This is a genomic window from Streptomyces sp. GbtcB6 (assembly GCF_019091475.1).
Lineage (GTDB): Bacteria > Actinomycetota > Actinomycetes > Streptomycetales > Streptomycetaceae > Streptomyces > Streptomyces hyaluromycini.
Window position 1 is genome coordinate 186235 of the sequence record NZ_JAGXJL010000010.1, and the last position, 26558, is coordinate 212792.

Genomic DNA, 26558 nt, shown 5'->3' on the forward strand with positions numbered 1-26558 from the left:
GTGGCTCCCATTCCCGGCAGTGGCCTGGCCAAGGGCCTGGCCGTCACCCTGCGCACGATGACCCGGAAGTCGGTCACCGAGCAGTACCCGGACGCCCTTCCCGACCTCCCGCCCCGCACCCGGGGTGTGATCGGGCTGTTCGAGGAGAACTGCACGGTCTGCATGCTCTGCGCCCGTGAGTGCCCCGACTGGTGCATCTACATCGACTCCCACAAGGAGACCGTCCCGGCGGCGGCCCCGGGCGGCCGCGAACGCAGCCGGAACGTCCTGGACCGCTTCGCCATCGACTTCTCCCTGTGCATGTACTGCGGTATCTGCATCGAGGTCTGTCCTTTCGACGCGCTGTTCTGGTCCCCGGAGTTCGAGTACGCCGAGACCGACATCCACGAACTCACCCACGAGCGTGACAAGCTCCGCGAGTGGATGTGGACGGTCCCGGCCCCGCCCGCCCTCGACCCCGGCGCGGAGGAACCGAAGGAGATCGCCGCCGCCCGCAAGACCGCCGAGAAGCTCGCGGCCGCTCAGGCCGAGCAGACCCCGCAGACCGCGCAGGACGAGTCGGCCGCCGCCCCGGCCGAGCCGCGGGAGGGGGAGCGGTGACCCCTCTCGCCCAAGCACCGCACGGCTTCCTGTCGCCGACCGGTGTCGAGATCGCCTTCCTCCTCGTCGGCATGGTCACCTTCGGCGCCGCCCTTGTCACCGTCACCACCCGCCAACTGGTGCACGCCGCCCTGTGGCTGGTGGTCGCCCTCGGCGGGCTCGCCGTCGAATACCTGCTGCTCACCGCCGAGTTCATCGCCTGGGTGCAGGTCCTCATCTATGTGGGTTCCGTCGTCGTCCTCCTTCTCTTCGGTCTGATGCTCACCAAGGCCCCGATCGGCCGCTCCCCGGACGCGGACTCCGGAAACCGCTGGGTCGCGCTGGCCGTGGCCGCCGTCGCCGCCGCTGCCCTGGTCTGGGTGGTCGTGGACGCCTTCCGCACCACCTGGATCGACCTGGACGGCGCCGCCGCCGGCTCGACGAAGGTCACCGGCGCGAGCCTCTTCCAGAACTGGGTCCTGCCCTTCGAGGCCCTCTCCGTCCTCCTCCTCGCGGCCCTGGTCGGCGCGATCGTCCTGTCCCGGAAGGCGAAGGCGGAGTCGGCCCCGCCCCCTGTGAACGGCCGGGCTGTCACGCAGAGTTCCCCTTCCGTCACGGGTTCCGGGATTCACCCGATCGAGCAGAGGGCCGAGAAGGAATCCGAACAGGAATCCGAGCAGGAAGGCGCCCGCTGATGCACCTCGCCTATCCCGCCGTTCTCTCCGCTCTCCTCTTCTGCACCGGCCTGTACGGCGTCCTCGCCCGCCGCAACGCGATCCTGGTCCTGATGTCGGTAGAGCTGATGCTCAACGCCGTCAACCTCAACCTCGTCGCCTTCGACGTCTGGCTGAGCAAGACCGCCCGCGACACCCTGCACTCCGGCCAGGCCCTGACCCTGTTCACCATCGCCATCGCCGCCGCCGAGATCGGCATCGGCCTGGCGATCGTCCTCGCCGTCTACCGCAACCGCGGCACCTCCGACATCGACCGGCTCCGCGACACCGCCGAGGGCCACGAGGACGGCACGCCCCCGGACGAGGCGGCCGACGAGAAGGCTGAGGCCACCGCGTGACCACGACCACCCTCGCCGTCCTCGTCCCTCTCCTGCCGTTCCTCGGCGCCGCCGCCGGTCTGCTCCTGGGGCGCACCGCCCCCGGGTTCGTCCGCCCGCTCGCGGTCCTGCCGACGCTCGCCGCGCTGGCCCTCGCCTGCACGGTCGCCGCCGACCAGGGCGGCGGCCAAGCCGTGGACGCCCACACCGAGCTCACCCCGACCGGCTCGGTCCCCATCGAACTGGCCCTGCACATCGACGGCTTCGCCGCCCTCGTCGCCCTCCTGGTCGCCTTCGTCGCCACCTGCGTGCAGATCTACTCGACCGGCTACCTGCGCGACGACCCGCGCTACCCCTCGTACGCCGCCCTCGTCTCCCTGTTCACCTCCGCGATGCTGCTGGTCGTCTACTCCGGCGACCTGATCGTGCTGCTGGTCGGCTGGGAAGTCATGGGTATCTGCTCCTACTTCCTGGTCGGGCACTACTGGGAGACCCCCGAGGCGCGCGCCGCCTCCGTCAAGGCCTTCCTGGTCACCAAGCTCGGCGACGTACCGTTCCTGATCGGCCTGTTCGCGCTGGCCACCGACGCCGGGTCGTTCCGCATCACCACGGTCCTCGCCACCGTCGCGAACGGCGGGCTGCACCATCCCACCCTGGTCGGTCTGCTGCTCCTGTGCGGTGTGGCCGGCAAGTCCGCGCAGTTCCCGCTGCACACCTGGCTCCCCGACGCCATGGCCGGCCCGACCCCCGTCTCCGCACTGATCCACGCCGCGACGATGGTCGCCGCCGGTGTCTACTTCGTCGCCCGTCTCCTCCCGGTCTTCGAGGCCAGCGCGGCCGTGATGGTCGTCCTCGCCGTCATGGCTGCCGTCACGATGGTCGGTTCGGCCCTCGCCGCGCTCGCCCAGGACGACATCAAACGCGTCCTCGCCTACTCGACGATCGGCCAGCTCGGCTACATGACCGGCGCCCTCGCCGTCGGCGACCGTGGTGCCGCCGTCTTCCACCTCCTGTCCCACGGCGCCTTCAAGGCGCTCCTGTTCCTCGCGGCCGGCGTGATCATCCACGCCGCCGGCACCAACTCGCTGGCCGTCATGTCCCGCGCCTCAGGCCTGCCCGACCGTGTCCCGGACGTCTACTGGACGATGACCGTGGCCCTGCTCGCGCTCGCCGCGATCCCTCCCTTCAGCGGCTTCTTCTCGAAGGAGTCCGTCCTCGGCGCCGCCGAGCACGTCGCCACCGGCCACACCGAGCACGCCCCCGGCAGCGCCGGCTGGATCGTCCTGGTCGCGGGCCTGGCCACCGCCCTGCTCACCGCCGCGTACGCGACCCGGCTGTGGCTGCTCACCTTCCGGGGCCGGGGGGCCGAGGCACCTGACCACGGCAGGCAGCCGCGGTCCATGACCGTGGTCCTGTGGGTCCTGGCCGTGCCCTCCCTCGCGTTCGGCGGGTTCGCCTACCGCTCGCTGCCCGGCTGGTTCGACGGCCGCGCCCTCACCCCGACCCTCACCACGTCGGTCCTCGGCACCGGCCTCGCGCTCGTCGGCGGACTCGTCACCTACGGTGCCTGGCAGCGCACCAGAGCACTGGCCGCCCGCGCCCCGCTGGGTGCCGTCGCCGCCCACCCGGAGGCCGACGCGGGGCTGGTCGAGGCCGAGGTCATCGCCGCCCACAAGCCCGTGTTCGGCGACGTGGCCTACGCACCCGACCCGGCGGATCCCGGCCGGCTGCTGCTCGGTCCGCTGTACCGGCACGCGGCCGAAGGCTTCCACCTGGACGCCGTCTACGACGCGCTGTTCGTCCGCCCGGTACTGGCCGCCGCGAGTCTCGTCCAGTTCCTCGACCGCGAGGTCGTCGACACCTACGTGCGTGGGGCGGGTGCTCTGCCCCGCCTGCTCGGCGCCGCCGTACGGCGAGCCCAGACAGGCAACGTCCAGACCTATGTGAGCGCGCTGCTCGCCGGCACCGTCGTCCTGGCGGTCGCCGTCCTCCTCGTCGCCACGGGAGTGTGAGCAGGCGTGATCGATATCAGCGAGTCCGTGATGCAGTTCCTTCTGGCGTTGATCGTCGTCGGCCCGCTTCTCGGCGCCGTCGCCGCCCTGCTGCCCGCCCCGCCCGGGCTGAAGGGGAAGTCGCCCGAGCAGGCCGTGCTCCGCCACGGCGTGACCGTGACCGGCGCGATCCTCATCGCCGCGATCGTCCTCGCGCTCGGCTTCGACCAGGACCATCCGTCGAGGATGCAGGCCACGACCGACATCAGCTGGATCCCCGCACTCGACGTGCGCATCCACCTCGGCATCGACGGCATCTCCCTCCCCCTCGTGGTCCTGACCGCGCTGCTGACCTTCCTCTGCGCGCTCTACTCGTACTTCAACCCGCCCGCAGGCCCGTCCCCGAAGGCCTTCGTCGCACTGATCCTCGTCCTGGAGTCCGGCACCCTCGCGAGCTTCGCCGTCCTCGACCTGCTGCTGTTCTTCCTCGCGTTCGAGACGGTGCTCATCCCGATGTACTTCCTCATCGCCCGCTGGGGCGGCGCGGGGCGGACCCGGGCCGCCTGGAAGTTCATCCTCTTCACCCTGCTCGGGTCCGTCGTCATGCTGCTCGGCCTGCTCCTGATCGGAATCAAGGCGGGCACGTTCGACATGGTGGCACTCGCCACTGACAACGGCCGATCGCTGACCACATCCGTGCAGGTCATCGCCGTTCTGGCGATCGGGATCGGGCTCGCGGTCAAGACCCCGATGTGGCCCCTGCACAGCTGGCTGCCGGACGCCCACACCGCCGCGCCGACCGTCGGCTCGGTCCTGCTCGCCGGTGTCATGCTCAAGATGGGCACATACGGGTTCGTCCGGATCCTGCTGCCGGTCGCGCCGGACGGATTCCGCACCTTCGCGCCGTACCTCGCCGCCTTCGCGGTCGTCGGGATCATCTACGGGTCCCTGGCCTGCCTGAACCTGGCCAAGCGGGGCGCGAAGGGCGACCTCAAACGGCTGATCGCCTACTCCTCCGTCGGCCACATGGGCTTCGTCCTGCTCGGCATCGCCACCATGACCCCGACCGGCGTCAACGGCGCCCTGTTCGCCAACATCGCCCACGGCCTCATCACCGGCCTGCTGTTCTTCCTGGTCGGCGGCCTGAAGGACCGCACCGGCACCACCGACCTGGACACCCTGGCCGAGGAGACCGGCGCCGCGCTGTACGGCAAGGCACCACGGCTCGGCGGACTGCTCGCGTTCGCCGCCGTCGCCTCGCTCGGCCTGCCCGGACTGGCCGGGTTCTGGGGCGAGATGCTGGCCCTCTTCGGCGCGTTCAAGCCCGCCGCCGGCCTCAGCCGCCCGGCCTTCCTGACCTTCATGGCGATCGCCGCCTTCGGCACCCTGCTGACGGCCGCCTACATGCTGGCCGTGGTCCGCCGCGTCTGTATGGGCGTCGTACCGCAGGACACGCCGGAACTCGCCGACGTCCGCACCTACGAGTTCGCGGCCTGGACCCCGCTCGTCGCCCTCACCGTCGTCGCCGGACTGTGGCCGAAGGCCCTGCTCGGTCTGACCGACCCGGCCGTGCAGCAGCTCCTCGCAGGAGGCACCCGATGAGCGCCCTGGCCCAGCCACTGGCCGCGAACCTGGTCCAGTCCGTCGACTGGCTCGCCATCGCCCCGCCCACCCTCACCGCGGTCGTCGGCCTGATCGTCCTGGTCGCCGACCTGTTCGTACCCGAGGCGAGGAAACCGCTCCTCGGCTGGGTCTCGGTCGCCGGACTCGCCGCGGCCGCCCTTCTGCTGCTCCCGCTCTTCGACCACGACCGCAGCACCTTCTGCCTGACGGGCACCACGCACGCGTGCAGCTACACGGCCGACCGGTTCACCCTGGTCGTGCAGTTCCTCGTCCTCGGCGGCGCACTGCTCACGGCCCTGCTCTCCGTCACCACCCTGAAGGACGGAAACCGCCGCTACCCCCAGGGCGAGTTCTGGTTCCTGCTGCTCTCCTCGGCCGCCGGCGCCGCCCTGCTGCCCGCCTCCCGCGACCTCGCCACCCTGATCGTCGCCCTGGAGGTCGCCTCCCTGCCCGCCTTCGCCCTCGTCGGCATCCGGCACGGCGACAAGAGGTCCTCCGAAGCGGCCCTGAAGTTCTTCCTGTCCTCGGTGACCGCGACCGCCGTCAGCCTCATGGGCGTCAGCTTCGTGTACGCCACCACCGGCAGCCTCTACCTCACCCAGGTCGCCGACCGGATCCAGCACGTCGACGGACAGCTGCACACGCTCGCCCAGACGGGTGTCGTCCTCACCCTCGTGGGTTTCGCGTTCAAGACGGCCGCCGTCCCGTTCCACTTCTGGGTACCCGACACCTACGTCGGCGCCCCGCTCCCCATCGCCGCCTACCTGTCGGTCGTCGGCAAGGCCGTCGGCTTCTCGGGCCTGATCCTCGTCACCGTCGTCGCCTTCCCGTCGTACGCCGACGTCTGGGGACCCGCGCTCGCCGCCCTGGCCGCCCTCACCATGACCGTCGGCAACGTGGCGGCCCTGCGCCAGCAGGCCACGCGCGCGTACAGCGCGGTACGACTGCTCGCCTGGTCGTCGGTGGGCCAGGCCGGCTACCTGCTGGTGCCGATCGCCGCCGCCGGATACACCGAGGACGCCCAGAAGGCCGTCGGCTCCACCGTCGCCTACGCCCTCATGTACGCGGCCGTGAACCTCGGGGCCTTCGCGGTGGCCGCCGCCGTCGCCCGCACCGCGCGGCTCAACCGGATCTCCGACTACCGCGGCCTGTACGCCAGGAACCCGCTCACCGCGCTGCTCCTCACGTTCTTCCTGCTGTGCCTCGCCGGACTCCCGCCCGGCATCATCGGCCTGTTCGCGAAGGTCACCGTCTTCTCGGCGGCCGTCGACGCCGGCCTCGGCTGGCTCGCCGTCGTCATGGCCGTCAACGTCGTGATCGCCCTCTACTACTACCTCCAGTGGACGGCCCTGCTGTTCCGCACCCCCGAGGGCGAGCCCGCCAGGCACCGGCTCCCGGCCCCCCTCACGGCCGCGCTCGCCCTCACCGGCACCCTCGGCGTCGTCCTCTCCGGGGCACCGCAGCTGGTGCTCCGCTTCGCCGCCACCGGCCTGTTCTGACGTCCTGCACGCGCGCGTGGCGGACACCCTGCACGCGCCCGTGCGAACCGTCACGCGCGCCCGGTACGGCTCTCACCCGGACGGCTCCCCCGGCGCACAGCGGACACAAGGGAACTAGTGGCCGTCGCCTGGCGTTGACCAGTGCGAAAGGGTCCACTGGACGTGACACCACGACACCGGTGGCATCGCAGATCGGAAGGCAGCACCGCAGGCAAAGGGTTCCCCTGCCGCACGACTTGGAGGGCGTACCGTGCACCGCCGGCACAACGGGCTCAGGACCGCAGTTCTCCTCGGGGGACTGTCGGCACTCATCATCGTCATCGGCAGCTTCTTCGGCCGAACGGGTCTGATCGTCGCGGTCCTCGTCGCCCTCGGGACGAACGCGTACGCGTACTGGAACAGCGACAAACTGGCGCTACGCGCGATGCGCGCGCGCCCGGTGAGCGAATTCGAGGCCCCGGCCCTGTACCGGATGGTCCGCGATCTCTCCACCCAGGCCCGCCAGCCCATGCCCCGCCTGTACATCTCCCCGACAGAGGCCCCGAACGCCTTCGCCACGGGCCGCAATCCGCGCAACGCCGCCGTGTGCTGCACGGAGGGCATCCTGCGCATCCTGGACGAGCGGGAACTGCGCGGTGTCATCGGCCACGAACTCAGCCACGTCTACAACCGCGACATCCTCATCTCGTCGGTCGCCGGCGCCCTCGCCTCGGTGATCATGTTCCTGGTCAACTTCGCGTGGCTGATCCCGGTCGGCCGTTCGGACGACGACGACGGCCCCGGCTTCCTCGGCCTGCTGCTGATCATGATCCTGGGCCCGCTCGCCGCCAGCCTCATCCAGCTCGCCATCAGCCGCTCCCGGGAGTACGAGGCGGACGCCTCCGGCGCCCAGCTCACCGGCGACCCGCTCGCCCTCGCCAGCGCCCTGCGCAAGCTGGACGCCGGCACCAAGCAGCTCCCGCTGCCCCCCGAGCCCCGGATCGAGACCGCGAGCCACATGATGATCGCGAACCCCTTCCGTCCGGGCCAGGGACTGTCCAAGATGTTCTCGACGCACCCGCCCATGGCGGAACGGATCGCCCGGCTAGAGAAGATGGCAGGTCGCCCGCAGTGAAGACCATCCTGAACATCATTTGGCTCGTCCTGAGCGGCTTCTGGCTGTTCCTCGGCTACCTGCTCGCGGGCGTGATCCTCTGCATCACGATCATCGGCATCCCGTTCGGGATCGTCCCTCAGGGTGCAGCATCGCGCTCGGGTCGACTCGCCCTTCGATGATCATCGGCGGCAGGAGCTGAAGTTCGGGAAGAGGGACCTGTTCCACGTCCGACAGTGCGGCGTTCACGCGGGTCCACGTGTCGTCTGATGCCCAGGCATTGAAGTGCTTCGAAGCCTGGATAGTGGCGCCAGTGTCCTTGACTACCTCAGGCCACGATTTGCCAGTACGCGCCTTGTAGAAGATGGCGTCCAAGGACTGGCGGACGGTGCCCCTGCGTCCCTTGGGTAGCAGGGGAGCGACCCTGGCCCATTCTTCGTCAGAGAGGCCGGCGGCCGGGATGCCGAGACCATTGGCGGCGTACCAGGCCCGCACTGTGCAGGGGACACCACCACGCCGATCGTCCGGGACGGGCCCGGTGATCGTGACCCTTAGCTCCAGCATGGACAGGATGGCGGCTTGCTGCTCTGGGGCCATGTCCGGAAACGTCTTCTTCGCCATGGCAGCCAGGGCGATCAGATCACGTGCACGCTGATCCGATTCCTCCATCTCCGCCAGCCATTCGGCCGCCTCGTCGCGCAGATTCTGAAGCTGCTGGAGTTCTTCATTCAGCACGGCCGAGGCCGCCTCAATGGCGTCTGCTGATTTGCTTTGTTTGGCGGTGGCTACGATGACAGCGGCAATCGACGCGTTCATGCCCTCGATCTGTCGGTCAAGGTCGGCGATCCGGTCGACCAGAGCGGCGGTGTCCCCTTCCGCCATCCCGATCCACTCGGCAGCCAGCGCCTGAAGTCTCTCGCTGTCGCTCGCGATTTCAGTGACGCGGGTCCAGACGTGTGCCTCAAGAGCGTCAGCGTCGATGCGAGAGCAGCCGCATGACTTCTGGCTGAGATCCTTGGACGCGTTTCCAGTGCACCGGTAGAACCGGGCGCACTCACGTTCCGACGCGTAGCTCATCCCTGAGTATGTCCTCTGGCAGAGGCTCACAACCCGGCCACTCAGCGGATAGAAGGAACGCTGCCCGCTGCTGTGCTTTGCGGTCTCAGCAACCTTGCGCCGTAGCTCAGCGCTCTGTTCTTCGGTCAGGATCCGAGGAAGCTCGATCCTGATCGAGTCGCCCCAGAGGGGGGTGCCGTCCTCGTCGGTCTTGGCATGCTTCCCGCGAAAGACGAGCACGGCATCGAGCACCGGCGTCGACATCACCCGATCACGGAGGTTGTCACGCGTCCAGGACTTGCCCGAACGGGCTTTGATGCCTTCCGAGTTCAGACGGATCGTTGCCTTACGGAGGTTGAGGCCCTCGCCAACGACCAGGTCGTACACGTGCCTGATGACCTTCGCCTCATCCTCGTCGACCACAAGGTATGAGCCAGGAGTTCCTTTGTTGGCGATTCGGTAGCCGTAGGGAGGGCGCCCACCGATGTGCGCAGCCGGCGTGAGTTCTGCCTTTTCCTGCAACCCGCCCTGGGTGCGGTCTCGGATCGTCTCCCACTCGGTCTCTGCGTAGTCGGCATCGCGGCGCATCTTCTTGCGCCCTTCGGCCGTCGTGTTGTCGTAGTCGTCGGCCACGACGGCGACGTAAACGCCGATGTCTTCGAGGGCCCATACCCAGCGCCAGAAGGCGCGGCCCTTACGACCGATCACACGGCCGTCCGGTACCACCACGATGTCGAAGGGGCGCGGAGTCTCCTGAGCTTCATCCATGAGGCGCTTGAGGTCACCTCGGTCCGCAGCTTCCAGGGACCCGGAGACTCCCTCGTCCTTGTAGGTCCCGACATGCGCCCACTGCTTGAGCGCGATGTGCCTTGTTGTCTTACGGCTTTGCCTGGCTACGCCGTAGCCCTTCTTCTGTTCCTCGGTCGAGACGCGGAGGTAGTCGACGGCACGCAGCGTGCGTGTGCCGGCCACCCGAGCAGCGGTCTCGATGGGTGAGCGCAGGGCTGTGCTTTTATTGGACACGTCGACTCCCAATCAGTCGGCCAGCCCCGGGGCGGTGCCAGCCGCTGCCGGGGCGTCTGTCTCTAACTCCAGTTTACTGTCACATACTGACGTCTCATCAGGTCTTTGATTACTTCGTAGACGCCGGGTTCGGGGTCCGAAGAGGATCCGCAGCAGTAGAGCCCGCTCAGCCGCAGAAAGTGCCTTGTCGGGCGTCCAGATCACCGTTGTCTGGGGCATCAAGTCCACCCCCGATCAGACGCGGCCTCCCGGCTCCATTCGCGGTTGTTGGCGAGATCCTCGGCAACTCCGGTCGCGATAAGGGCAGCGCCGGGGGAGTGGCCCGAGCCCACGTAGCGCCATTGGCGGTCGGTTATCGCAGTTGGCATGACGGCGTGCCCCATGTGGTGGGCGCGTTCGGCGCGAAGTGCCGCGTAGGTGGTCGAGTAGGCGCGGGATTTGGTGAGGATGTGGCCCCGGTAGCCGAGGGTGTGTGTCCAGTCCCGGAGGCGGAGTGGCGCGTACTCGGGGAGGCTGCCGAGGCGCCAGCAGGTGCGCATGAGGGTGCGGACGTGTTCGCTCACGGGTGCCGACTCGATGTCCACCTGATCGGTGACGGGGTGGTCGGTGCCGGCGCCTGTTTCGCTGGCTCCCTTGGTGACGTATTTGGCGACGTACGCGGCCACCGCGTCATCGTCGGTGCCGTCGCCGTTCATGCGGAGGGGCCGGGCGTCGACCTGGGCACCCCAGCGCAGCGCCAGTTCACCCACAGCGAGGCTGTAGGGGGTGCGGACCAGGACCCGCCGGGCGGAGGCGCGTACCGCCTTGATGAGCAGTTCCGTCGTGCCCCAGGCCGGGGGTTCATCATCAGGTCCGGCCGGGCCGTCGAGGCGCACGACGGCATGGACGTGGACGGCAGCGCGTTTCTGGTACTCGGCGACGCGTGGAAAGGAGAGCCGCGCGTGCTCGGCGAGGTGGGCCTGTACGAGTCCGGCGGAGGTGGCGAGGCGTCGTCGGACGTCGATGGCGAACCGGTCCCACAGCTTGGAGGCGTGCGCGTGCCAGAGAACGTGGGCGGTGTAGTCGTAGCAGTCGGGGCAAAGAGGTTGGCCGATGACCGGGGCGTCCGAGGCGTGGACGGCGCCGCAGCGGAGGGGGCGCCCGTGCTTGCAGGTTCCGCCGTCGCGTCGAGGACGGCACACATCCCCGGCGCGGTGGACGGGGCCGAAGGACGGGGCCGTCAGGGTGACGAAGAGCCGGGGCCGATGGCGGACTGTCTCGGGGACGTTCTTGCCGCCGAGGAGGCCGGCGCGGACGAGGTGGAAGGTGTCTCCGGCGTGGAGGCGGGAGCAGGCGGGGCAGATGGTCGCCCGGCGGTTGCGGCAACGGACGAGAAGTCGTTCACCCGGTTCGGTGCGGGTGTCGTAGTGGTGGAGGATCTCGCCGGTCGTGCCGTCCAGGGTGGTGGTGGAGCCGGAGAGGTGGACGGGGTGGGAGCATCCGCCGGTTGCGGTGATCTGCTCCAGCCAGCGGGGGAAGTTCGGATCTTGGGCGAGGCGGATGGCGTCGCGGTCGGTTTCGGGGAGCTGACGCAGGCGCGCCGCGCGGTCGAGGGCGGCGCGCCTGTCAGCCGGGGTGAACTCCGGGGTGATGGTGGTGACCTTCCGAGGTGAGCCGCCGAGGCGACACGGTGGGTGGGTGGTGGTGCGCCGTGGGTCATGGGGTTGTCCCTTTGGTGGTCCGGTGGGTGGGGTTGTGGGTCAGCGGATGGTGCCGGTGCCCCGGCAGATGCGGCAGCGCCGCAGTCGTCCGGTCCAGGTCTTCCGTGCTCCGTCGCCCTTGCAGTACGGGCACCTCACGCGAGGCATGGGCATGCTGGTGGTCCCTTCTCTGCTCAGTTGTGGGAGAAGCCGCTGATGAACCAGGTGACGAGTTCGTGCACGGTCAGGCCTACGGGGGTCTGGCCGAGGTAGAGGCCGACGCAGACGGCTTCCCAGGGGCGGACGTCGCGGGAGCGGACGAGGAGGACGGTGATGATCCCGAAGATCACCGCGAACCCATAGGCCGTGCCTTCGCTGATCACTTGGCGTCTCCTTCCGGCACCGCGAGGACACGGTGGAGGGTGGGCAGTTCGGGGGTGAGAGCGGCGTACTTGCGGGTTGTGGCTATGGCTTCTTCGGTGGGGGTGAGGTGGGAGCGGGCGCGGCTCCAGCCGCCGTCCGGGCCGGTGCACACGGCCACCCCGCGCTCGTGGGCGGTGATGGACTGGGCGACGGCCACGGCGTCCTTGTTGAGGTCGCCGAGGGTCATTTCTGCGGTGCCGGGGTCGTTGACGCGGTGGCAGATGCGGCCGCCGAGCTGGGCGCGCAGGGCGGTGACGCCGGGGCCGAGGTCGGAGCCGACGCGTTGGCCGGCGACGACGAGGTGCAGGCCGAGGGCAGCCCCGAGCTGGGCCAGCCGCAGCAGGAGCGTGGAGCACTGCTCCGCCTCTGCCTTGCTCTCGCGGGTGCCGTCGGACAGGTACAGTTCCGCGATCTCGTCGACGATCACGACGACGGGCACCGGGCGGAGCTTGTCGGGGAGCTCCCAGATCGAGCGGACGCCGGCCGACCGGCAGGCGCTCATGCGCTCCCGCATGTCGGCCGCCAGCGCGAAGAGCACGGTGACCGCTTCACTGCGGCAGGTGGCGAGTGCGCTGAGCCGTTCGGCGAACAGGCCGAGTTCCATGCCGCCCTTGCAGTCGATCCCGACCAGGGCGACCCGCTGCGGGGCCAGCTGTGTGATCAGCCGGGCCAGGAGGGTGGATTTGCCGGATCGGGTGGCCCCGGCGATCAGCCAGTGCGGCACCAACCTGAGGTTCATCACCCAGGCGCCGCCGGACTCCATCACACCGATGAGCGCGGAGAGGAGTTCGGCTGGCGCGGTGGCTAAGCCGGGCCTCTGGAGCGGATCGGTGGCGGTCGCCGTCAGCAGCACGAGTCCGCGTTCGGGCGAGGTGACCCGGACCGCGTGGACCTTCCAGGCGTGCACCAGGGCGTCCGCCGCCTTCATGTAGGTCGCCGGGGTCTGTCCGGCGTGCAGGCGTACGGTCACGGTCAGGCCCAGGCGGGTGGCGCGGGGGAACGAGGCGCGCGGGATGAGCGGCCGCAGCGGATCGCCCTTGACGACCAGGTCGCCGAGGAGCCCGCGGGGCGGGCGCCGGGACACGGACAGGTCGTTAAGCATCGCGACCTTGCGCCAGGTCGCCACCACCCGGAAGGCCGTGACGGGGTAGCCGGCGAGGTACCAGTGCCAGACCGGCCGGTGCCGGCGCACCAGGTCACCGACCACGAGCATCCAGGCCAGTACGGCGAGAGCGAACGCGAGCAGGATCGGCCCCATCACGCCTCACCGCCCTTGCTCTGCGCGGGAGTTCCGTGCGCGGGGGTGATGGTGTCGGCGCGGAAGCTGACGCCGTGGCGGTCGCCCATCGACCACATGAACGCGGTCAGTCCGGTGACCTTGAGGATCTGGCCTTCCTCGATGCCCCGAGGTTGGCCGCTGACGGCGATCTCGATGACGGAGATCCGCCGCCCGTCCTGCCGCACGGTGACGGCGACGGTCCAGACCGGGTTGCCGTCCCGGTCGCGTTTCACCTCCTGTGTCTCGGTGTTGGTGATCTTCGCTTCGGGCGCGATGGCGCACCGCAGTACGCCCAGCCGCGCCGTGTCCACGGGAATGGACTGCATTACTTCGGCCTCCCTGGCCAATCGAGACACTAGACTCACTCTGACGTCACTTGTCCTTACGAGTGACGACTATGAAGTCCTGTACGGCGAGTGCGCAAGTACTTATGCTGACGAGTGATGTCGCGCGTGCGACGTGCCTACGACGACACCCCGGAGAGCAGATGTCGGAGATCCAACGCCCCGGAGCCCTCTACCAGCAGGTGGCCGCCGCGATCCGCGAAGCGATCCTGTCGGGCGAGTTCGCCCCCGACTCCCTGCTGCCGTCCGAAGCCCAGCTCATGACCCGCTACGGCGTCTCCCGGCCCACCGTCCGCAACGCCATCGCAGCCCTGCGGGCGGAAGGACTGATCGACGTCCGGCACGGCAAGGGCAGCTTCGTCCGCTCCTCGGGGCAGCCCACTCTCACCCTGGAACGGCGTATCACCCGCACCGCGGAGGGCAAGTTCGTGATGCCCACTGGCGACATCTGGCAGGAAGCCGAGGAACCGAACACCTACCGCACCCGCACCACGAAGACCACCGGCCGCTTGCTCCAACTCGGCGAGGAAGAGGCCCTGTTCGGGTGCGATCGGCTGCTCATCGATCCCAGCACCGGTACGCGTGCGATGCACCGGACGCTGATCCCGTTCGAGGTCGCCGAAGCCGTCCCCCTGCTCGGTGAGGAGCCGTGCAAGCCTGCGGCAGCGGTCTACTGGGTGCTCACCCAGGCCGGGCACGCCTTGTCGTGGACCGAGACGGTACGCGCGCACATGCCGCTGCCCGACGAGCGCACCGCACTCCAGCTCCCGGACGCGACCCCGGTCTTGCACGTCGCCCGCGTCGCGCACGATGCCGACGACCGCCCCCTGATCCTCGAAGAGCTGCGCTTCGGGGCGGACCGTGCCGAACTCGCCTATCGGATCACCGCCGACAAGCAGCCCGCGCGACGCACCCGCCCATGACCGCGGGCGAGGATCGGTCGAAACAGCCTTCACTTCCTCAAGGGCGCGCCTTCGGCGCGCCGGGGCGCCCGGCCGCCCCGGCCGGGCGTGCGGCGTGACCGCCGATCCCGTCCGGTCGCCCGACGCCCCCGCCCACAGCACGCCCAAGGAGTCGAGGCGACGACCGGCCGACGTAGGCCGGGGCCCATGGGGCTGGGGGTCGCCGGCTGCCGAGACTTTAGGCAGCTCCCATGGGGCGAGCCTCGAAGAACAGGGGGCCGATCGGGCTCTTGCGGGCAGGTCCAAGGACTGCCCGATCCGCTGGCGAGCGTAAGGCCCCCTGTTCACTCGCCCCATGGCAGCTACCGCCCAAAGTCTCGACGGCCGGCGACGTGCCCACGCGCACCGCTCACCAGCGAGAAGGCGCCTCACGCCGCATCACCATCGCCGCGAGCGCTCTCCAGGAGCTGAGCGAGCCGCTCCACCGCACCAGGCCAGCCCGCAAGCCGCACAACCCCGTGGCCGTCTTCATCCGTCGAGGCCACGGCTCGCACGGCAGACAGCTCGAAGCCCACGGCTAGGAGCGCCCGGTTCAGTCGATCGGCAGCCTCCTGCGCCTCACGCCACCCCGCGATGTAGTCGACGCCGGACACCCAAAGCTCGGAGCCCGATCCCGTCGAGTCGAGACCGTCGTTCAGCCAGTCCTCATCGGAGCCAGTCACGTTGTCCACCTCTGCCCTGATCCATGTAACGGGTCATCAACTTCGTTGGACCAAGGCCGACATGCAGCACAACGGCCCCGGTACCATCAGGCACCGGGAACCGCCGTGTTCCCAGCCGGGCCACCCTTCGCTTTTCCAGGGCTGATGGGGTGGCCCGGTCTCGGTATGAGGTTGTGAAGCGCGGCCCCTCCCGCAGGGAGGGAAAGGAATGGGCCCGCAGGAGGGGCCACGCCTGTGGCCGGAGGGGTCGGGCTCCGGCCGGTTACCGGGTTGCCGTCGCTCCCGATCGCGTGGGAGCAAGGCGGACGGCGCCCCGGGGCCCGTCAGGCCGAGTTCTCGGCCCAGAGTCGATCGAGATCCAGGCGGGCCCACACGGTCTTGCCACTGCCCTTGAGCCCCGGCGACCACCAGACGGCATCCGCCAGCCGCTGAACGATCAGCAGCCCGCGCCCCCTGTCTGGCAGCAGCACCTCACGGAAGTCATCGGCCAGTTCGGGCGAGATGAACTCGCCGGCTGGAAGGTCGGGCGGGTTCGAGTCCTCGTCGGAGACGCCGATCCCGAGCAGTCCGGGCCAGTTGATCAGCCACACGCCGATCCGGCGTCTGGCATCGGGCTTCGACAAGCGGTCATCCGGCACCGAGTGGTGGACGACGTTCCCGACCAGCTCCGACACAACAAGCCGTGCGTCGTCGACCGCGTACGCCAACCCCCAGGCCTGGAGGTAGGAGCCGGTCATGTCCCGCGCGGCTTTCACGCAGTCCGGGTCCTCCGCATAGACCTTCAACATCCGAGAGTGGCCGTTGCCCGGGTCGTACATGGAGAGGCGCTGAGCGCCCGTCGCCGAGACGTTCGCTGTGTGTTTGCTCTGCTGCGCTTCCACGGCGTTCCCTCCCGAGCGCGGGCGAGCTTCGTAGCCCGCCGATCTGTCACGACCAGTGAACGGCGCAAGGGGCTCAGTCGGGAGCGTTCACCAGGGGGTTCACGTGAACACCGGCAAAGGCAAAGGGGGTTCACCAATGAACCCCCTCGGATGAGTTCGCTGTGACACGATGAACACTCGCCGTCATTCTCGGGTTGGCAGGGAAGCATGAGCCGGGAGCCAAACGCGCAGTTGATCTCCCTCATGGATGAGGCCGGGTTCTCGAACAAGGGTCTCGCCAAGCGCATGCGAGATCTTGCGCAGCAGCGCGGCAGCGCACTCGGAACGACCCACGTCGCCGTACAGCGCTGGCGGGATGGAGCGGGCATCCGGGCGGAGGCAGCCGCAATCATGGCGGACGTGTTCGGCTCCAAGCTGGGACGCCGAATCACTCCGGGAGATCTAGGCCTGTTCGGAGCCCCGGAGCCGGCCGCGCCCCAGCCAGTTGCCTACCTCGCCGTCCTACCTGACGCCCTGACAGCGCTGGAGAATCTCGCTGAGGAGCGCACCGAGCCGGAATCGGGCAGCCTTCTGATCGTCCCGGACGGAGAGATAAACGCCGCAGTTCTTTCATGGATCGTGGCCCGTCCCGATGGAGTGGACGCCGACAGGCACGCTTCACAGCGTGTCGGCATGCGCGACGTGCGCGCGATCCGCACCGCTACCGAAATGTTCATGCGTCTGGACTTCCTGTACGGCGGAGGTCACGGCCACAAGGCGTTAAGACACTACTTTCGGCACGAAGTATTACCCCTGCTGAATGCCAGCTACTCGGAAAAAGTCGGCCATGCCCTCTTCACAGTGACTGCGGAGACTGCCGAAGTACTGGGGTGGATGGCATACGACATCGGGAATCACGGACTGGCGAACCGCTATCTCCTCCATGCCCTACGACTCACCCAGGTTACCGGCGACCGGATGTTCGGCGCATCCGTCCTGGCCAACCTCAGCCACCAGGCGAACTACCTGGGACACACGTCACGCGCCTTGCAACTGGCGCGATCCGCAGTCGAAGGCGCCAAAGGCAGCGCAATACCACGCGCCAGGGCCATGTATGCGGTCCACGAGGCCCGCGCCCTATCCAGCGCCGGAGACCTCACCGGAGCGTCACGCGCGATGAACGAGGCAGAACGCCATTTCGAGGGAGCCACAGCCGACGACCCCGAATGGCTCGCCTACTTCGACGAAGCAGAACTAATCGGCGAGTTCTCCCACTGCTTCCGCGACCTCAAGCGGCCGGCCGAGGCACTCCGATTCGCCGAAAAAGCCGTCGCCAAAACAGATCCGCAATACGCGCGCACACTGGGATTTTGTCGCATGGTACTGGCGGAGAGCCACATCCTGAACGGCGACCTGGACAGCGCAATCGTTGCAGCCACTCAGGCAGTCGAAGAAGGCGAATCACTGCAATCGGCCCGATTCCTTCGCTACGTCACAGACTTTCAGCAAGGAATCAGTACCCATACAGGGACGTCGATCGTGAAACAATTCAACAACCGAGTCTCCGAAGCACTGGCCAGCTTGGACGAGTAGGCACTACGTCCTCAATAAGGGAGCCACCGGCGCGGTGCACTCTCGTCTCGCAACGACGCCATCCGTCGAGCGAACTCCGCAGCCAACTTCTCTCCCTCAGCCACGTTCTGCATGAGCCAGGTAGTCATCTTGAACTCCTGAACGGCACACAGCGTCTCGAACCCCGGCCACTCCCTCAGGTCACGTCCGTAGGCGCCTACGAAGGCGTCATATTGCTCATCAGTCACCCAGTCCAACCGGTCGTACTCGTGTGCCGCCACCTCAAGATCCCATTCCGGGTGGTCAATGCAGAAGTTCTCGAAGTCGATCAGATACACGACGCCAGTCCGACTCACCATCAGGTTGTCCGTGTGAGCGTCCCCGTGCACCGGCCCCAACGACGACTCGAACCGCAACCCCGCCAACTGCTCCTTCAGTTCCTGCCCCCGCTTGCGCAGGAAGTCGAGATCGTCATCCGCTACCCCGACACTCCGCTCAAGCCGCAAGTCCGAACGCCCGAAAGCGTCGTACCGAGGTAGCTCCAAGCCGTCAGGCAGCGTCAGCGAGTGGAGATCCCGCAGGACGGCACCCAACTCTCCATAGGTAGCCCCACGGCCGCCTTCAACGATCAGATGCCAGAAGGTCACCGGGTGCCCATCGACCACGACCACCTGCTCAAGGTCATCGACCACACGAGCCGCCGGAAACCCCTCACTTGCCAGCCAGCGCGACACGGCAACCTCTCGACGCACCGACGGCAGATACTCGACCGAGCGGGCGATACGCACGATCATCGGAGCCGAGGCCAGCCTGAAGAGAGCGTTCTCCCCTAACCTGATCAGCTCCGCGCCGGCGGCATCGAGCCCAGCCATCCGGCAAGCGCCGACCATCACACGTGTCGCCCCTGCCGACGTGAACGCATCTTCCGACTCCCGAGCAGCGTCAACCGCCATGCCCGTACCAGCTCCCCTAGTCGCGCGCGATCAACCAGCGCACGCCCACGGGTGACCAACCCGACGCGCACCGGACACACGTCGAGGACAGTACCCACAGCAGGCCATCTCAGCGAGGACAGGAGCCCTCGGCTTGGGAAGCGGCGATCATTTGGGGCTGTTTCCGCCACTGCCCTGGGCGAACGACCGCCAAGCGGCCTCGCCGAGCCCGACTGCTTTCACATGCGACGTTGTGCAGTTCGCTGTGTCCGGCCCCCCTCCAAACTCACCAACACGCTTTCCAACTGTGGTGGTGGGTGCAGGGGTGTTCACATGGGTTCATGAGCAACCCGCAGCCCGCGAAGGGACGACTACACGTCTCGCCTGAACCACTGTGAACAGGAGTTAATGAGACGGAAATTGAGGCGGGCGGCGGTGTTCCCGGCCTCCCGGGGATGCTTGCCATCGCTCGGTGGTATCAGTCACGAGCAGAGCTTGTTCTCCAACGCCGATCAATGGGGGCTCAGATGGCGACGCAACCGAGTCCGGACGAGCGCCTCGTCATGTATCAAGTTGTTGCAGCACGGCATGTGGGTCTCGATCAGATGGTCTGGCAGGTACCCGGCATCGCCCTCACTGCGCAGGCGTTCCTGATGACGATTGGCCTCGGGCCCGGATCCGGTCAACTCGCGCGGCTCGGGTCTGGACTTCTCTCGGCAGTGGTCGCGTTCATGTCCGTTGAGTTGCTGATGAGGCACCGACTCAGTGCAATCGCGGATGCAGTTTGGCTGGAGAGGTTCGAGCGAGACCAGGGGTGGGAGGTGCTCCACAGGCCGTTGAACGACCGGTGCACTCAGCTCGGCGTACCCATGCCGCGCGTGGCCCGTCCTCGCGCCTACTCCGTGTGGATCGCGGGGCTCTCGACCTTCGGCCTCGTTGGCGCCGCCATCGCGGTCAACGCGCTCGTTGGGTAGAAGGGTGGTCGGAGTCATTCATCAGCTAAGCGTCATTACAGAAGGAGTCAAAAATGGATGAACCGCTCGTTCTGGCCACATGGGGGCTGGTAGTTGCCACTCTGCTACTTTTTGGCGCAGGTCTCGTACCAGCCGTTGGGCAGTTTCGCGAGTGGCGACAGCGAAAGAATGCTCTTGCGTCCGCCCTCTTGCCCGAGCTCCATGGAACTCGCACGCAGGCTATCGAAATCCGCGACACCCTGATAGGCATGAAGGCGAACGCGCAGTTGTCAGATGTTGCGCACGTCTATTATGACGTGGAGCGGCTCTGTGAACGGATTGAGGGAATTCAGGGCCACGCAGGACTCTCGATCGATCAGCGACTTGAACTGTACGTCCTGAACTCCCATCTCAACCTTCTTGGCTTGCAGCTGTCTTTGATCGCAAGTGAGGATTCGGAAATTCGGCAGATGGCTCTGGAGACTGCAAGTGTCGAAGAACGGTTGCGGAAGTCATTGATTGCGGCCCAAGCTTCCCTTTTGTGTCTGGATAGAGTAGACCACCTTTTTGTCGAGGTGAAGAAGAAGTATGGAGGGCGGACATTCACTGAAGAGATGATGGCGCGTGTGGAGTCGGACTCTGATAGCGCAGAAAAGAAATTGGTTGACGTGCGCCGCGTGATGCGCACAGATGACCAGCTCATGTGACCCGCGGCCACCGCATAGTCTTCAGAGTGCTCCAGTTGGCCACTGAGCGCGATAGTTGGCTGTGGCCGCGCTTCCGTGATGCCTCGCCTCGGGTGCGTATCCGATTGGCCTGCAGCCGACGTACGGTTCACTGGGACTCAGCGTCCCAGTTGCCACTCCGGCCATCAGCGTCGTTCTGTGCGTGACGAGTCGGCACCGTCCTAGCGCCTACCTGACTACAGCTTCAGTCTCGCGGGTGGGCTGCTCTTCTCTTCACGCACGCTCACGCTGTGGTCGGGGCGACCGCAAAGACGGATCCCGTGCTGGCTCCCGCGTACACCACGCCGTTCAGCACCACGGGTTCAGGGCGCTCGTCGACGGGACTCTCGATGCTCAAGTTCGGGTCGCGTCGTGCCGCACTGCGCCACAGGGTCTTTCCTGTCGCAGCATCGACACAGGTAATCCGCCCGTCAATGGCCGCGCTGTACAGCCGGCCGCCGGCAAGCACCGGGCGAACGGGAGATTCGCCTCCCGTCTCCACGGTCCAGTTTCGCCGGCCTGTCCGGAGGTCGTACGAGGCCAGCATGCCGTCCGCCCGGCTGATGTAGAGCGTGTCCCCCTGCGTGCGTGCAGTGCCCTTCGGGGCATCCCGGAGGGGAAGGCGTTCGATGCTTCCGTCCGCCCTGGTGACGCGGGTGACGCTCTGGCCGTCGAGCAGGAAGGACACCGTGTCGCCGTCGGCCGCCACCGGCGTACCGGGGTCCTTGTCGAAAGTGGCGAGAACCTTGGTCGTGCGCAGCGTGGCGTCATCAAGGACGGCGACGGATGTGATGAAGCCTTCATCTGCCCCGGCCTTGAGCAGATACAGCGCACCGTCTTCACCGCAGAAGACGGTGTAGTACTCGCCGGCGGGAAAGGTTCTGGACCCGACCAGCTTTCCCGTGCGCGCATCCCTGCGGTCGATCCGGACTCGGTCCGCCTCCGGGTGGTCAACCGTCGTGACCGTGGCCTTCTGCACGCTGAAGCTCGGCGATGTCATCCAGGCGGACCACAGCAGGTCACCGGTCTTCACGTCGAAGCCTTTGAGCTGTTCCCTGCCTTTTGCATCGATCCGAGCGTCGTCGACCAGGACCGTGTCTCCGGCGAACCCCACGACCGAGCCTGTATCCGTGGACGGGCCTGTGTACGGCTTGCTCCACACGGTCCGTCCGGAGGCGACGTCGATCCGTTCAGCCACCACACCGACCTCCGTGCACACAAGTACATCCCCGGTACCGGCACAGGAGGGGAGGCTGTCATAGTCGTGGTGCCCTGTGGTGATGGTCGGCTTTTTCTCCCACAAACCCCACCCTTTCGGCCGCAGAGCCGCAACTGGTTCGATGGCGGGGGCAGTTCGTGTCGATGAGGCGTGGACCGAGGGCGATGCCGAGTCCTTGGCGTCACCCTGAGCTCCTCCCGCATCGCCCCCCAGAAACTCTGGGACCGCCGCTGTCACCGCAATAGCGGTGACAGCGGCAAGCAGGTAGGTGCGCGTCCGGGGCCGTCGCCGGGGACCATGTGCGGAGCCTTCCGGTTCCGTCGTCTTCTCAGGTTCCTCTGACCCTGCTGTCTCTATCCCCTGTTCCTGAAGCAAAGCGAGCAGATCGGCGGGGGAGGGTCGGCCGGTGGAGTCCTTGCTTAAGCACTTCGCGATGACGGGACGCAGAGCCGACGGGACTCCCGCGAGGTCCGGAGCGTCATGCGCAATCTTCATGGCGACCGCGATGGGTGGGGCGCCCGTGTCGCCGTCGAACGGTCCCCGGCCCGTCGCCGCATACGTCAGGACCCCGCCCAGTGCGAACACGTCGGCCGCCGCCCCTACCTCGCGCGGCGTGCTCAGCTGCTCCGGTGCCATGAAGGACACCGTGCCCAGGATCTTGCCGCTCCGTGTCAGCGGTTCCGCGCTCAGTACCCGGGCGACGCCGAAGTCGATGACACGGGGGCCGTCCTCGGGCAGCAGCACATTGCCCGGCTTGAGGTCGCGGTGCACCAAGCCGGCCCGGTGGATGTCACGCAGGGCCTCGGCGAGTCCCCGGCCCAGCCGTCGTACAGCGTCCTCGCCGAACGCGCCGTTCTCGCGCACGTGTTCCGAGAGCGTCGGGGCGTCAAAATACTGCGTCGCCATCCAGGGAGGATCGGCATCTGCATCGGCGCCCACCACCGAGGCCGTAAACGCCCCGCTGACCTGCCGAGCGGCCTCGATCTCGTGCCGGAACCGGGCACGGTAATCGGCGTCGTACGCAAACTCCCCTCGGATGATCTTCAGGGCGACACGTCGGCCCGACGGCGACACAGCCAGATAGACGACCCCCATGCCACCCGCGCCGATGCGGCGCTCAACACGGTACTCCCCGACCACCGGCGGCGTATTCTCGTCCTGCCAGCTCAAGGCCCCTCCTGCGACTCCGCGGTAATCGAGCCCTCCCCACACCTCAAGGTGGGTTAGAGGCTTGCAGTCCCGGCTGCTGCGGGCAGCACGGACGCTAGCGCATTTCGTGGTGTCGCTTGACGGAGTGCGATCACAAGGCAGGGCACGGTGGCGCATCGCCGAGGAGCTAACCGTGGCCCGACCCAACACGGCACCGCGTCACCATCGGGCAAAGCTTCCGGCGCGACTCTGACCGCGTTCCTGTGGTGTGACAGCCGGATGTAGCAGTGGGCGATAGATCTGGCGTAGCCATCACGTAACCACGGTCAGAACCAACTAAAGCGATCAGTCACACATGTGCGTGTTCAGCGCGCCCCATCTTGTGCTACATCCGGCGATGCGTTGACTCCAGCGGTTCAACTCTCCTCTGCCAGGAAGATCAGGCGGTCCGCGCTTCCGTTTGGCCTCGGGTCACTCGGACCGCGGACTGCCCGCAGGTTGTGGTCAGACCGCGATCGGCAGGCGCACTCGGTTCCCGGCCGCTGTGAACCCAGAGTGGTCAGCGCCCGCCGAACCCTTCGTCCGTGGCTACTACCTCGCGACCCAAAGGCATGAGCGAGATAGGGATGAGCTTCAGGTTCGCCCATCCAAAGGGGATCCCGATGATCGACAGGAACAGCGGGATGCTCGTGATCAGATGGGCCAGAGCCAGCCACCACCCCGCGAAGATCACCCAGATCACGTTGCCGATGAAGGATCCGGCGCCGGCGTCCGGTCGTTCCACCGTGGTCCGCCCGAACGGCCACAGGACGTAGCCGGCGATGCGCAGGGACGCGATGCCAAACGGGATGGTGATGATCAAGACGAAGCAGATCAGCGCTGCGATCGCGTAGCCGATCGCCATCCAGAAGCCGCAGAAGACGAGCCACAGGATGTTGAGTAGCAGGTTGAACAGCTTCATGATCGGTACCCTCTCCAGGTCACTCCGTCGGCATGCCTGCTGCCACAAGTATCAGCCGGTCAGGCGTCCAGGCGGAAGCGCAGCGCCCTTGTAGCGTGATTGGGAACGTCCCGAGACGATCCCGTTCGGCATAGCGGCGTTCCGTATCGGCGTGTACGCCCTGTGGCCCTTCGGGTACACGACCGTGGAGCGACGCGACGCGGGTGCCCCGTCCTGCATCGGCAATGTCCTGTGGCTGGTTCTCGCGGGCTGGTGGCTGGCCCTCGCCCACATCGTCACCGGCATCGCCATGTGCCTGACGATCATCGGGATCCCGTTCGGCATCGCCAACTTCAAGCTGATCCCGGTCTCCCTGCTCCCGCTCGGACGCGAGATCGTTCCCACGGACCAGCCGTTCGCGACCCGCTGACCATTCCTCATCCCCTCGTCCGACCTCATCCGACGTCTCCGGCCCACGAGTTGTCCACAGGCCGGAGCGTCGGCGGGAGGTTGTCCACAGGCCGGCCCGGTTGTCAGTGGCGGCCTGCATCATGAAGCCATGACCGAGATCGAGCAGCTGCTGACACGGGTGACCGCGCAGGCCCGCAACTCCCGGCCGTGGGGCTGGCCTTCGCTCCCCGCGCCCGTCGACGCCGCCACGCTCGACCGCGCCGGTCAGGCCCTGGGCTTCCCTCTGCCGCCTCTCCTCGCCGCGCTCTACGAGCGGGTGGGCGACGGCGGCTTCGGCCCGTCGTACGGCCTGCTGCCTCTGCTCGACGCAGCGCCCTCGGGTGAACCGGCCGCCGTCGCCCAGTACCTCAGCAACCGTGAGTACGGCCGCAAGAATCCGGACTGGCCCTGGCCCGAGGGCATCCTGCCGATATCCCACTGGGGTTGCGGTATGTACGCGTGCGTGGACTGCAGGACCCCGCAGGCCACGGTCCTGCTCTACGAGCCGAACGCCGACGACGCCGACGGCGCCTGGTTCGTGGACGCGCCCAGCCTCACCGACTGGCTGTGCGTATGGCTGGAGGGCACGGGCTGGTACGAGGAGACCGACGAGGGCACGGACCTGGCGCCCTGGGCCGACTTCCGGATACGCACGGCTCCGGAGCAGGCCTCCTGAGACACGGGGCCTTCCGAGCACGGCTGCCATCGCCCTCCGCCGGAGGTAGCGGCAGCGGTCGCGGTCACCATGTCTACCGGGCCGCAGCCCACCGCCGTACGGCGTATGCCGCCGCACCCACCGCCAGTACGGCCGCCCCCGTGGCCACCGACGTCACCGGCAGCGCGAACGCGAGGATCACGCACCCCAGCAGTCCCACCACCGGAACCAGCCGCGCCCGCGGCGCCGGATCCAGCGTCCACGCCGAGGCGTTGGCCACCGCGTAGTACGCCAGCACACCGAAGGAGGAGAACCCGATGGCACCCCGGACGTCCGCGGTCGCCGCGACCACGGCGACCACCGCGCCGACGGCCAGCTCGGCGCGGTGCGGGACCTGGAAACGCGGGTGCACGGCGGCCAGCGCCGGAGGCAGATGACCGTCGCGGGCCATGGCCAGCGTCGTCCGCGACACGCCCAGGATCAGAGCCAGCAGCGAGCCGAGTGCGGCCACCGCGGCCCCCACCCGAACCACGGGCACCAGCCCCGGCACCCCGGCCGCCCGCACCGCTTCGGCCAGCGGCGCGGCCGCCCGCCCGAGCCCGTCCGTGCCCAGCACCGAGAGCGCGGCCACCGCCACGCACGCGTACACGACCAGCGTGATCCCCAGGGCCAGCGGGATCGCACGCGGGATGGTGTGCGCCGGGTCCCGTACCTCCTCGCCGAGGGTCGCGATCCGCGCGTACCCGGCGAACGCGAAGAACAGCAGGCCGGCCGCCTGGAGCACCCCGGCCACGCCCGACGACAGCCCGATGTTCAGCCGCCCCGCGTCCGCCGCCCCGGACGTCAGGCACACGACCACCACGGAAGCGAGGACCGCCAGCACCACGGCCACGATCACCCGCGTCAGCCAGGCCGACTTCTGGATGCCGCCGTAGTTCACGGCGGTCAGCGCCACCACCGCCGCGACCGCCACCGCGTGCGCCTGCCCCGGCCAGACGTACGCGCCCACGGTGAGCGCCATCGCGGCACAGGACGCCGTCTTGCCGACGACGAACGCCCAGCCCGCGAGATACCCCCAGAAGGCGCCGAGCCGCTCCCGTCCGTACACATAGGTGCCGCCCGACTGCGGGTACCGCGCGGCCAGGCGCGCCGACGACAGGGCGTTGCAGTAGGCGACCAGCGCGGCGACGGCCAGCCCGGGAAGCAGCCCCGACCCGGCCGCGCGGGCCGCGGGGCCCAGGGCGGAGAACACGCCGGCCCCGACCATCGAGCCGAGTCCGACGACCACAGCGTCGCGCACGCCCAGCGTGCGCCGCAGACCGGAAGGGGAGGAAACCACGAGCCGCACCCTACTGATCACCGCAACCGTGCGGTGTCGCCCAGGCGTCCTCGTCATCGACAAGGCACGAACACACGCGCGACGGACACATACGGATGGCTCGGACAGCCTGTCCGGCACAACCTGTCCGGCACAGCCGGCCCAGACCGAAGTCACAGGGCCGGAACAGTGCGAACACAGCGCGGAAGGGCAGGTTCAGGTCATGGGCATCATCAGCTGGATCATCCTGGGACTGTTGGCCGGCGCCGTCGCCAAGGTCCTGCTGCCGGGACGCGACCCGGGCGGCTTCATCGGCACGACCCTCATCGGCATCGTGGGTGCGTTCCTCGGCGGCTGGATATCGGCCCGCTGGCTGGACCATCCGATCGCCAAGAACTTCTACGACGGGGCGACCTGGGTGGCGGCGATCGGCGGCTCACTGGTCCTGCTGATCGCCTATCGCATCCTGTTCGGCAACTCGCGCGACTGACCACCCCGGCCGGAGCCGGCGCACGAGAGGG

Annotated in this window: 24 protein-coding genes and 2 pseudogenes; 15 read left to right on the plus strand and 11 right to left on the minus strand. The window is 68.0% G+C overall.

Annotation, left to right across the window (positions count from 1 at the left end):
* The 8 genes and pseudogenes from KVT45_RS19160 to KVT45_RS19195 all read left to right on the plus strand — a co-directional run.
* Nucleotides 1-600, plus strand: a complete 600-nt coding sequence (locus tag KVT45_RS19160) for an NADH-quinone oxidoreductase subunit I (RefSeq protein WP_217549045.1) — start codon at nt 1-3, stop codon at nt 598-600.
* On the plus strand, nt 597-1274 hold the full coding sequence (locus KVT45_RS19165; protein ID WP_217549047.1) for an NADH-quinone oxidoreductase subunit J: 678 nt from the start codon (nt 597-599) through the stop codon (nt 1272-1274). The genes KVT45_RS19160 and KVT45_RS19165 overlap by 4 nt, the downstream gene beginning before the upstream one ends.
* On the plus strand, nt 1274-1651 hold the full coding sequence (gene nuoK / locus KVT45_RS19170) for an NADH-quinone oxidoreductase subunit NuoK (RefSeq protein WP_089099500.1): 378 nt from the start codon (nt 1274-1276) through the stop codon (nt 1649-1651). The genes KVT45_RS19165 and nuoK overlap by 1 nt, the downstream gene beginning before the upstream one ends.
* Nucleotides 1648-3642: an NADH-quinone oxidoreductase subunit L gene (locus KVT45_RS19175; protein ID WP_217549048.1), complete on the plus strand. Its 1995-nt coding sequence runs from the start codon at nt 1648-1650 to the stop codon at nt 3640-3642. The genes nuoK and KVT45_RS19175 overlap by 4 nt, the downstream gene beginning before the upstream one ends.
* A 6-nt stretch (nt 3643-3648) precedes the next feature.
* Nucleotides 3649-5223 carry an NADH-quinone oxidoreductase subunit M gene (locus KVT45_RS19180; protein WP_217549050.1) on the plus strand — a complete coding sequence of 525 codons (1575 nt, stop codon included), beginning with the start codon at nt 3649-3651 and terminating at the stop codon, nt 5221-5223.
* Nucleotides 5220-6743, plus strand: a complete 1524-nt coding sequence (locus KVT45_RS19185; protein ID WP_217549052.1) for an NADH-quinone oxidoreductase subunit N — start codon at nt 5220-5222, stop codon at nt 6741-6743. The genes KVT45_RS19180 and KVT45_RS19185 overlap by 4 nt, the downstream gene beginning before the upstream one ends.
* A 250-nt stretch (nt 6744-6993) precedes the next feature.
* Nucleotides 6994-7857, plus strand: coding sequence for a zinc metalloprotease HtpX (gene htpX, locus KVT45_RS19190; RefSeq protein WP_089099496.1), 864 nt, complete (start codon nt 6994-6996; stop codon nt 7855-7857).
* Nucleotides 7854-7970, plus strand: a pseudogene (locus KVT45_RS19195) (YccF domain-containing protein); the annotation flags it as partial. The gene htpX and the pseudogene KVT45_RS19195, both read left to right, overlap by 4 nt.
* Here the strand turns inward: KVT45_RS19195 and KVT45_RS19200 are convergent.
* The 5 genes from KVT45_RS19200 to KVT45_RS19220 all read right to left on the minus strand — a co-directional run bounded on the left by KVT45_RS19200 (nt 7948) and on the right by KVT45_RS19220 (nt 13622).
* A complete protein-coding gene (locus tag KVT45_RS19200; protein ID WP_217549054.1) occupies nt 7948-9915 on the minus strand; it encodes a recombinase family protein in 1968 nt (655 codons plus the stop codon). The pseudogene KVT45_RS19195 and the gene KVT45_RS19200 overlap by 23 nt on opposite strands.
* Before the next feature lie 218 nt (nt 9916-10133).
* The gene (locus KVT45_RS19205; RefSeq protein ID WP_217549232.1) at nt 10134-11489 is read right to left on the minus strand and encodes a replication initiator; all 1356 of its coding nucleotides are present in this window, start codon (nt 11487-11489) and stop codon (nt 10134-10136) included.
* A gap of 299 nt (nt 11490-11788) precedes the next feature.
* On the minus strand, nt 11789-11977 hold the full coding sequence (locus KVT45_RS19210; protein ID WP_217549056.1) for a hypothetical protein: 189 nt from the start codon (nt 11975-11977) through the stop codon (nt 11789-11791).
* Nucleotides 11974-13275, minus strand: coding sequence for an FtsK/SpoIIIE domain-containing protein (locus KVT45_RS19215; RefSeq protein ID WP_217549234.1), 1302 nt, complete (start codon nt 13273-13275; stop codon nt 11974-11976). Before KVT45_RS19215 ends, KVT45_RS19210 begins: the two co-directional genes overlap by 4 nt.
* Nucleotides 13275-13622, minus strand: coding sequence for a hypothetical protein (locus KVT45_RS19220; protein WP_217549058.1), 348 nt, complete (start codon nt 13620-13622; stop codon nt 13275-13277). The genes KVT45_RS19215 and KVT45_RS19220 overlap by 1 nt, the downstream gene beginning before the upstream one ends.
* A gap of 161 nt (nt 13623-13783) precedes the next feature.
* On the opposite strand from KVT45_RS19220, the gene KVT45_RS19225 reads away from it, so the two are divergent.
* On the plus strand, nt 13784-14563 hold the full coding sequence (locus tag KVT45_RS19225; protein WP_217549060.1) for a GntR family transcriptional regulator: 780 nt from the start codon (nt 13784-13786) through the stop codon (nt 14561-14563).
* Nucleotides 14564-14970: 407 nt separating this feature from the next.
* On the opposite strand, the gene KVT45_RS19230 is transcribed toward KVT45_RS19225, so the two are convergent.
* Together KVT45_RS19230 and KVT45_RS19235 are read right to left on the minus strand one after the other, a co-directional pair.
* A complete protein-coding gene (locus tag KVT45_RS19230) occupies nt 14971-15273 on the minus strand; it encodes a hypothetical protein (RefSeq protein ID WP_308310823.1) in 303 nt (100 codons plus the stop codon).
* Nucleotides 15274-15587: 314 nt separating this feature from the next.
* The gene (locus tag KVT45_RS19235) at nt 15588-16145 is read right to left on the minus strand and encodes an ATP-binding protein (RefSeq protein WP_308310824.1); all 558 of its coding nucleotides are present in this window, start codon (nt 16143-16145) and stop codon (nt 15588-15590) included.
* Between the two features lie 207 nt (nt 16146-16352).
* On the opposite strand from KVT45_RS19235, the gene KVT45_RS19240 reads away from it, so the two are divergent.
* Nucleotides 16353-17717: a tetratricopeptide repeat protein gene (locus tag KVT45_RS19240; RefSeq protein ID WP_217549062.1), complete on the plus strand. Its 1365-nt coding sequence runs from the start codon at nt 16353-16355 to the stop codon at nt 17715-17717.
* Between the two features lie 11 nt (nt 17718-17728).
* Here the strand turns inward: KVT45_RS19240 and KVT45_RS19245 are convergent, their stop codons facing one another.
* On the minus strand, nt 17729-18649 hold the full coding sequence (locus KVT45_RS19245) for an aminoglycoside phosphotransferase family protein (RefSeq protein ID WP_217549064.1): 921 nt from the start codon (nt 18647-18649) through the stop codon (nt 17729-17731).
* A 506-nt stretch (nt 18650-19155) separates the two neighbouring features.
* Between KVT45_RS19245 and KVT45_RS19250 the strand changes: the two genes are divergently transcribed.
* Both KVT45_RS19250 and KVT45_RS19255 read left to right on the plus strand, forming a co-directional pair.
* Complete coding sequence (locus KVT45_RS19250) at nt 19156-19602, plus strand: hypothetical protein (protein ID WP_217549066.1); 447 nt, start codon at nt 19156-19158, stop codon at nt 19600-19602.
* Nucleotides 19603-19655: 53 nt separating this feature from the next.
* Complete coding sequence (locus KVT45_RS19255) at nt 19656-20288, plus strand: hypothetical protein (RefSeq protein ID WP_217549068.1); 633 nt, start codon at nt 19656-19658, stop codon at nt 20286-20288.
* A gap of 262 nt (nt 20289-20550) precedes the next feature.
* Here KVT45_RS19255 and KVT45_RS19260 read toward each other — a convergent pair whose 3' ends face one another.
* Both KVT45_RS19260 and KVT45_RS19265 read right to left on the minus strand, forming a co-directional pair.
* Complete coding sequence (locus KVT45_RS19260) at nt 20551-22695, minus strand: protein kinase (RefSeq protein WP_254647002.1); 2145 nt, start codon at nt 22693-22695, stop codon at nt 20551-20553.
* 538 nt (nt 22696-23233) lie between these two features.
* Complete coding sequence (locus KVT45_RS19265; protein ID WP_217549072.1) at nt 23234-23635, minus strand: YccF domain-containing protein; 402 nt, start codon at nt 23633-23635, stop codon at nt 23234-23236.
* Between the two features lie 118 nt (nt 23636-23753).
* Between KVT45_RS19265 and KVT45_RS19270 the strand changes: the two are divergent.
* Nucleotides 23754-24044, plus strand: a pseudogene (locus KVT45_RS19270) (YccF domain-containing protein); the annotation flags it as partial.
* 129 nt (nt 24045-24173) lie between these two features.
* Entirely contained in the window at nt 24174-24740 is a 567-nt protein-coding gene (locus KVT45_RS19275; protein ID WP_217549074.1) for an SMI1/KNR4 family protein, read from the plus strand.
* 73 nt (nt 24741-24813) lie between these two features.
* Here the strand turns inward: KVT45_RS19275 and KVT45_RS19280 are convergent, their stop codons facing one another.
* Nucleotides 24814-26058, minus strand: coding sequence for an amino acid permease (locus KVT45_RS19280; protein ID WP_308310825.1), 1245 nt, complete (start codon nt 26056-26058; stop codon nt 24814-24816).
* A 202-nt stretch (nt 26059-26260) separates the two neighbouring features.
* On the opposite strand from KVT45_RS19280, the gene KVT45_RS19285 reads away from it, so the two are divergent.
* Nucleotides 26261-26527: a GlsB/YeaQ/YmgE family stress response membrane protein gene (locus tag KVT45_RS19285; RefSeq protein WP_217549078.1), complete on the plus strand. Its 267-nt coding sequence runs from the start codon at nt 26261-26263 to the stop codon at nt 26525-26527.
* Nucleotides 26528-26558 lie beyond the last annotated feature (31 nt).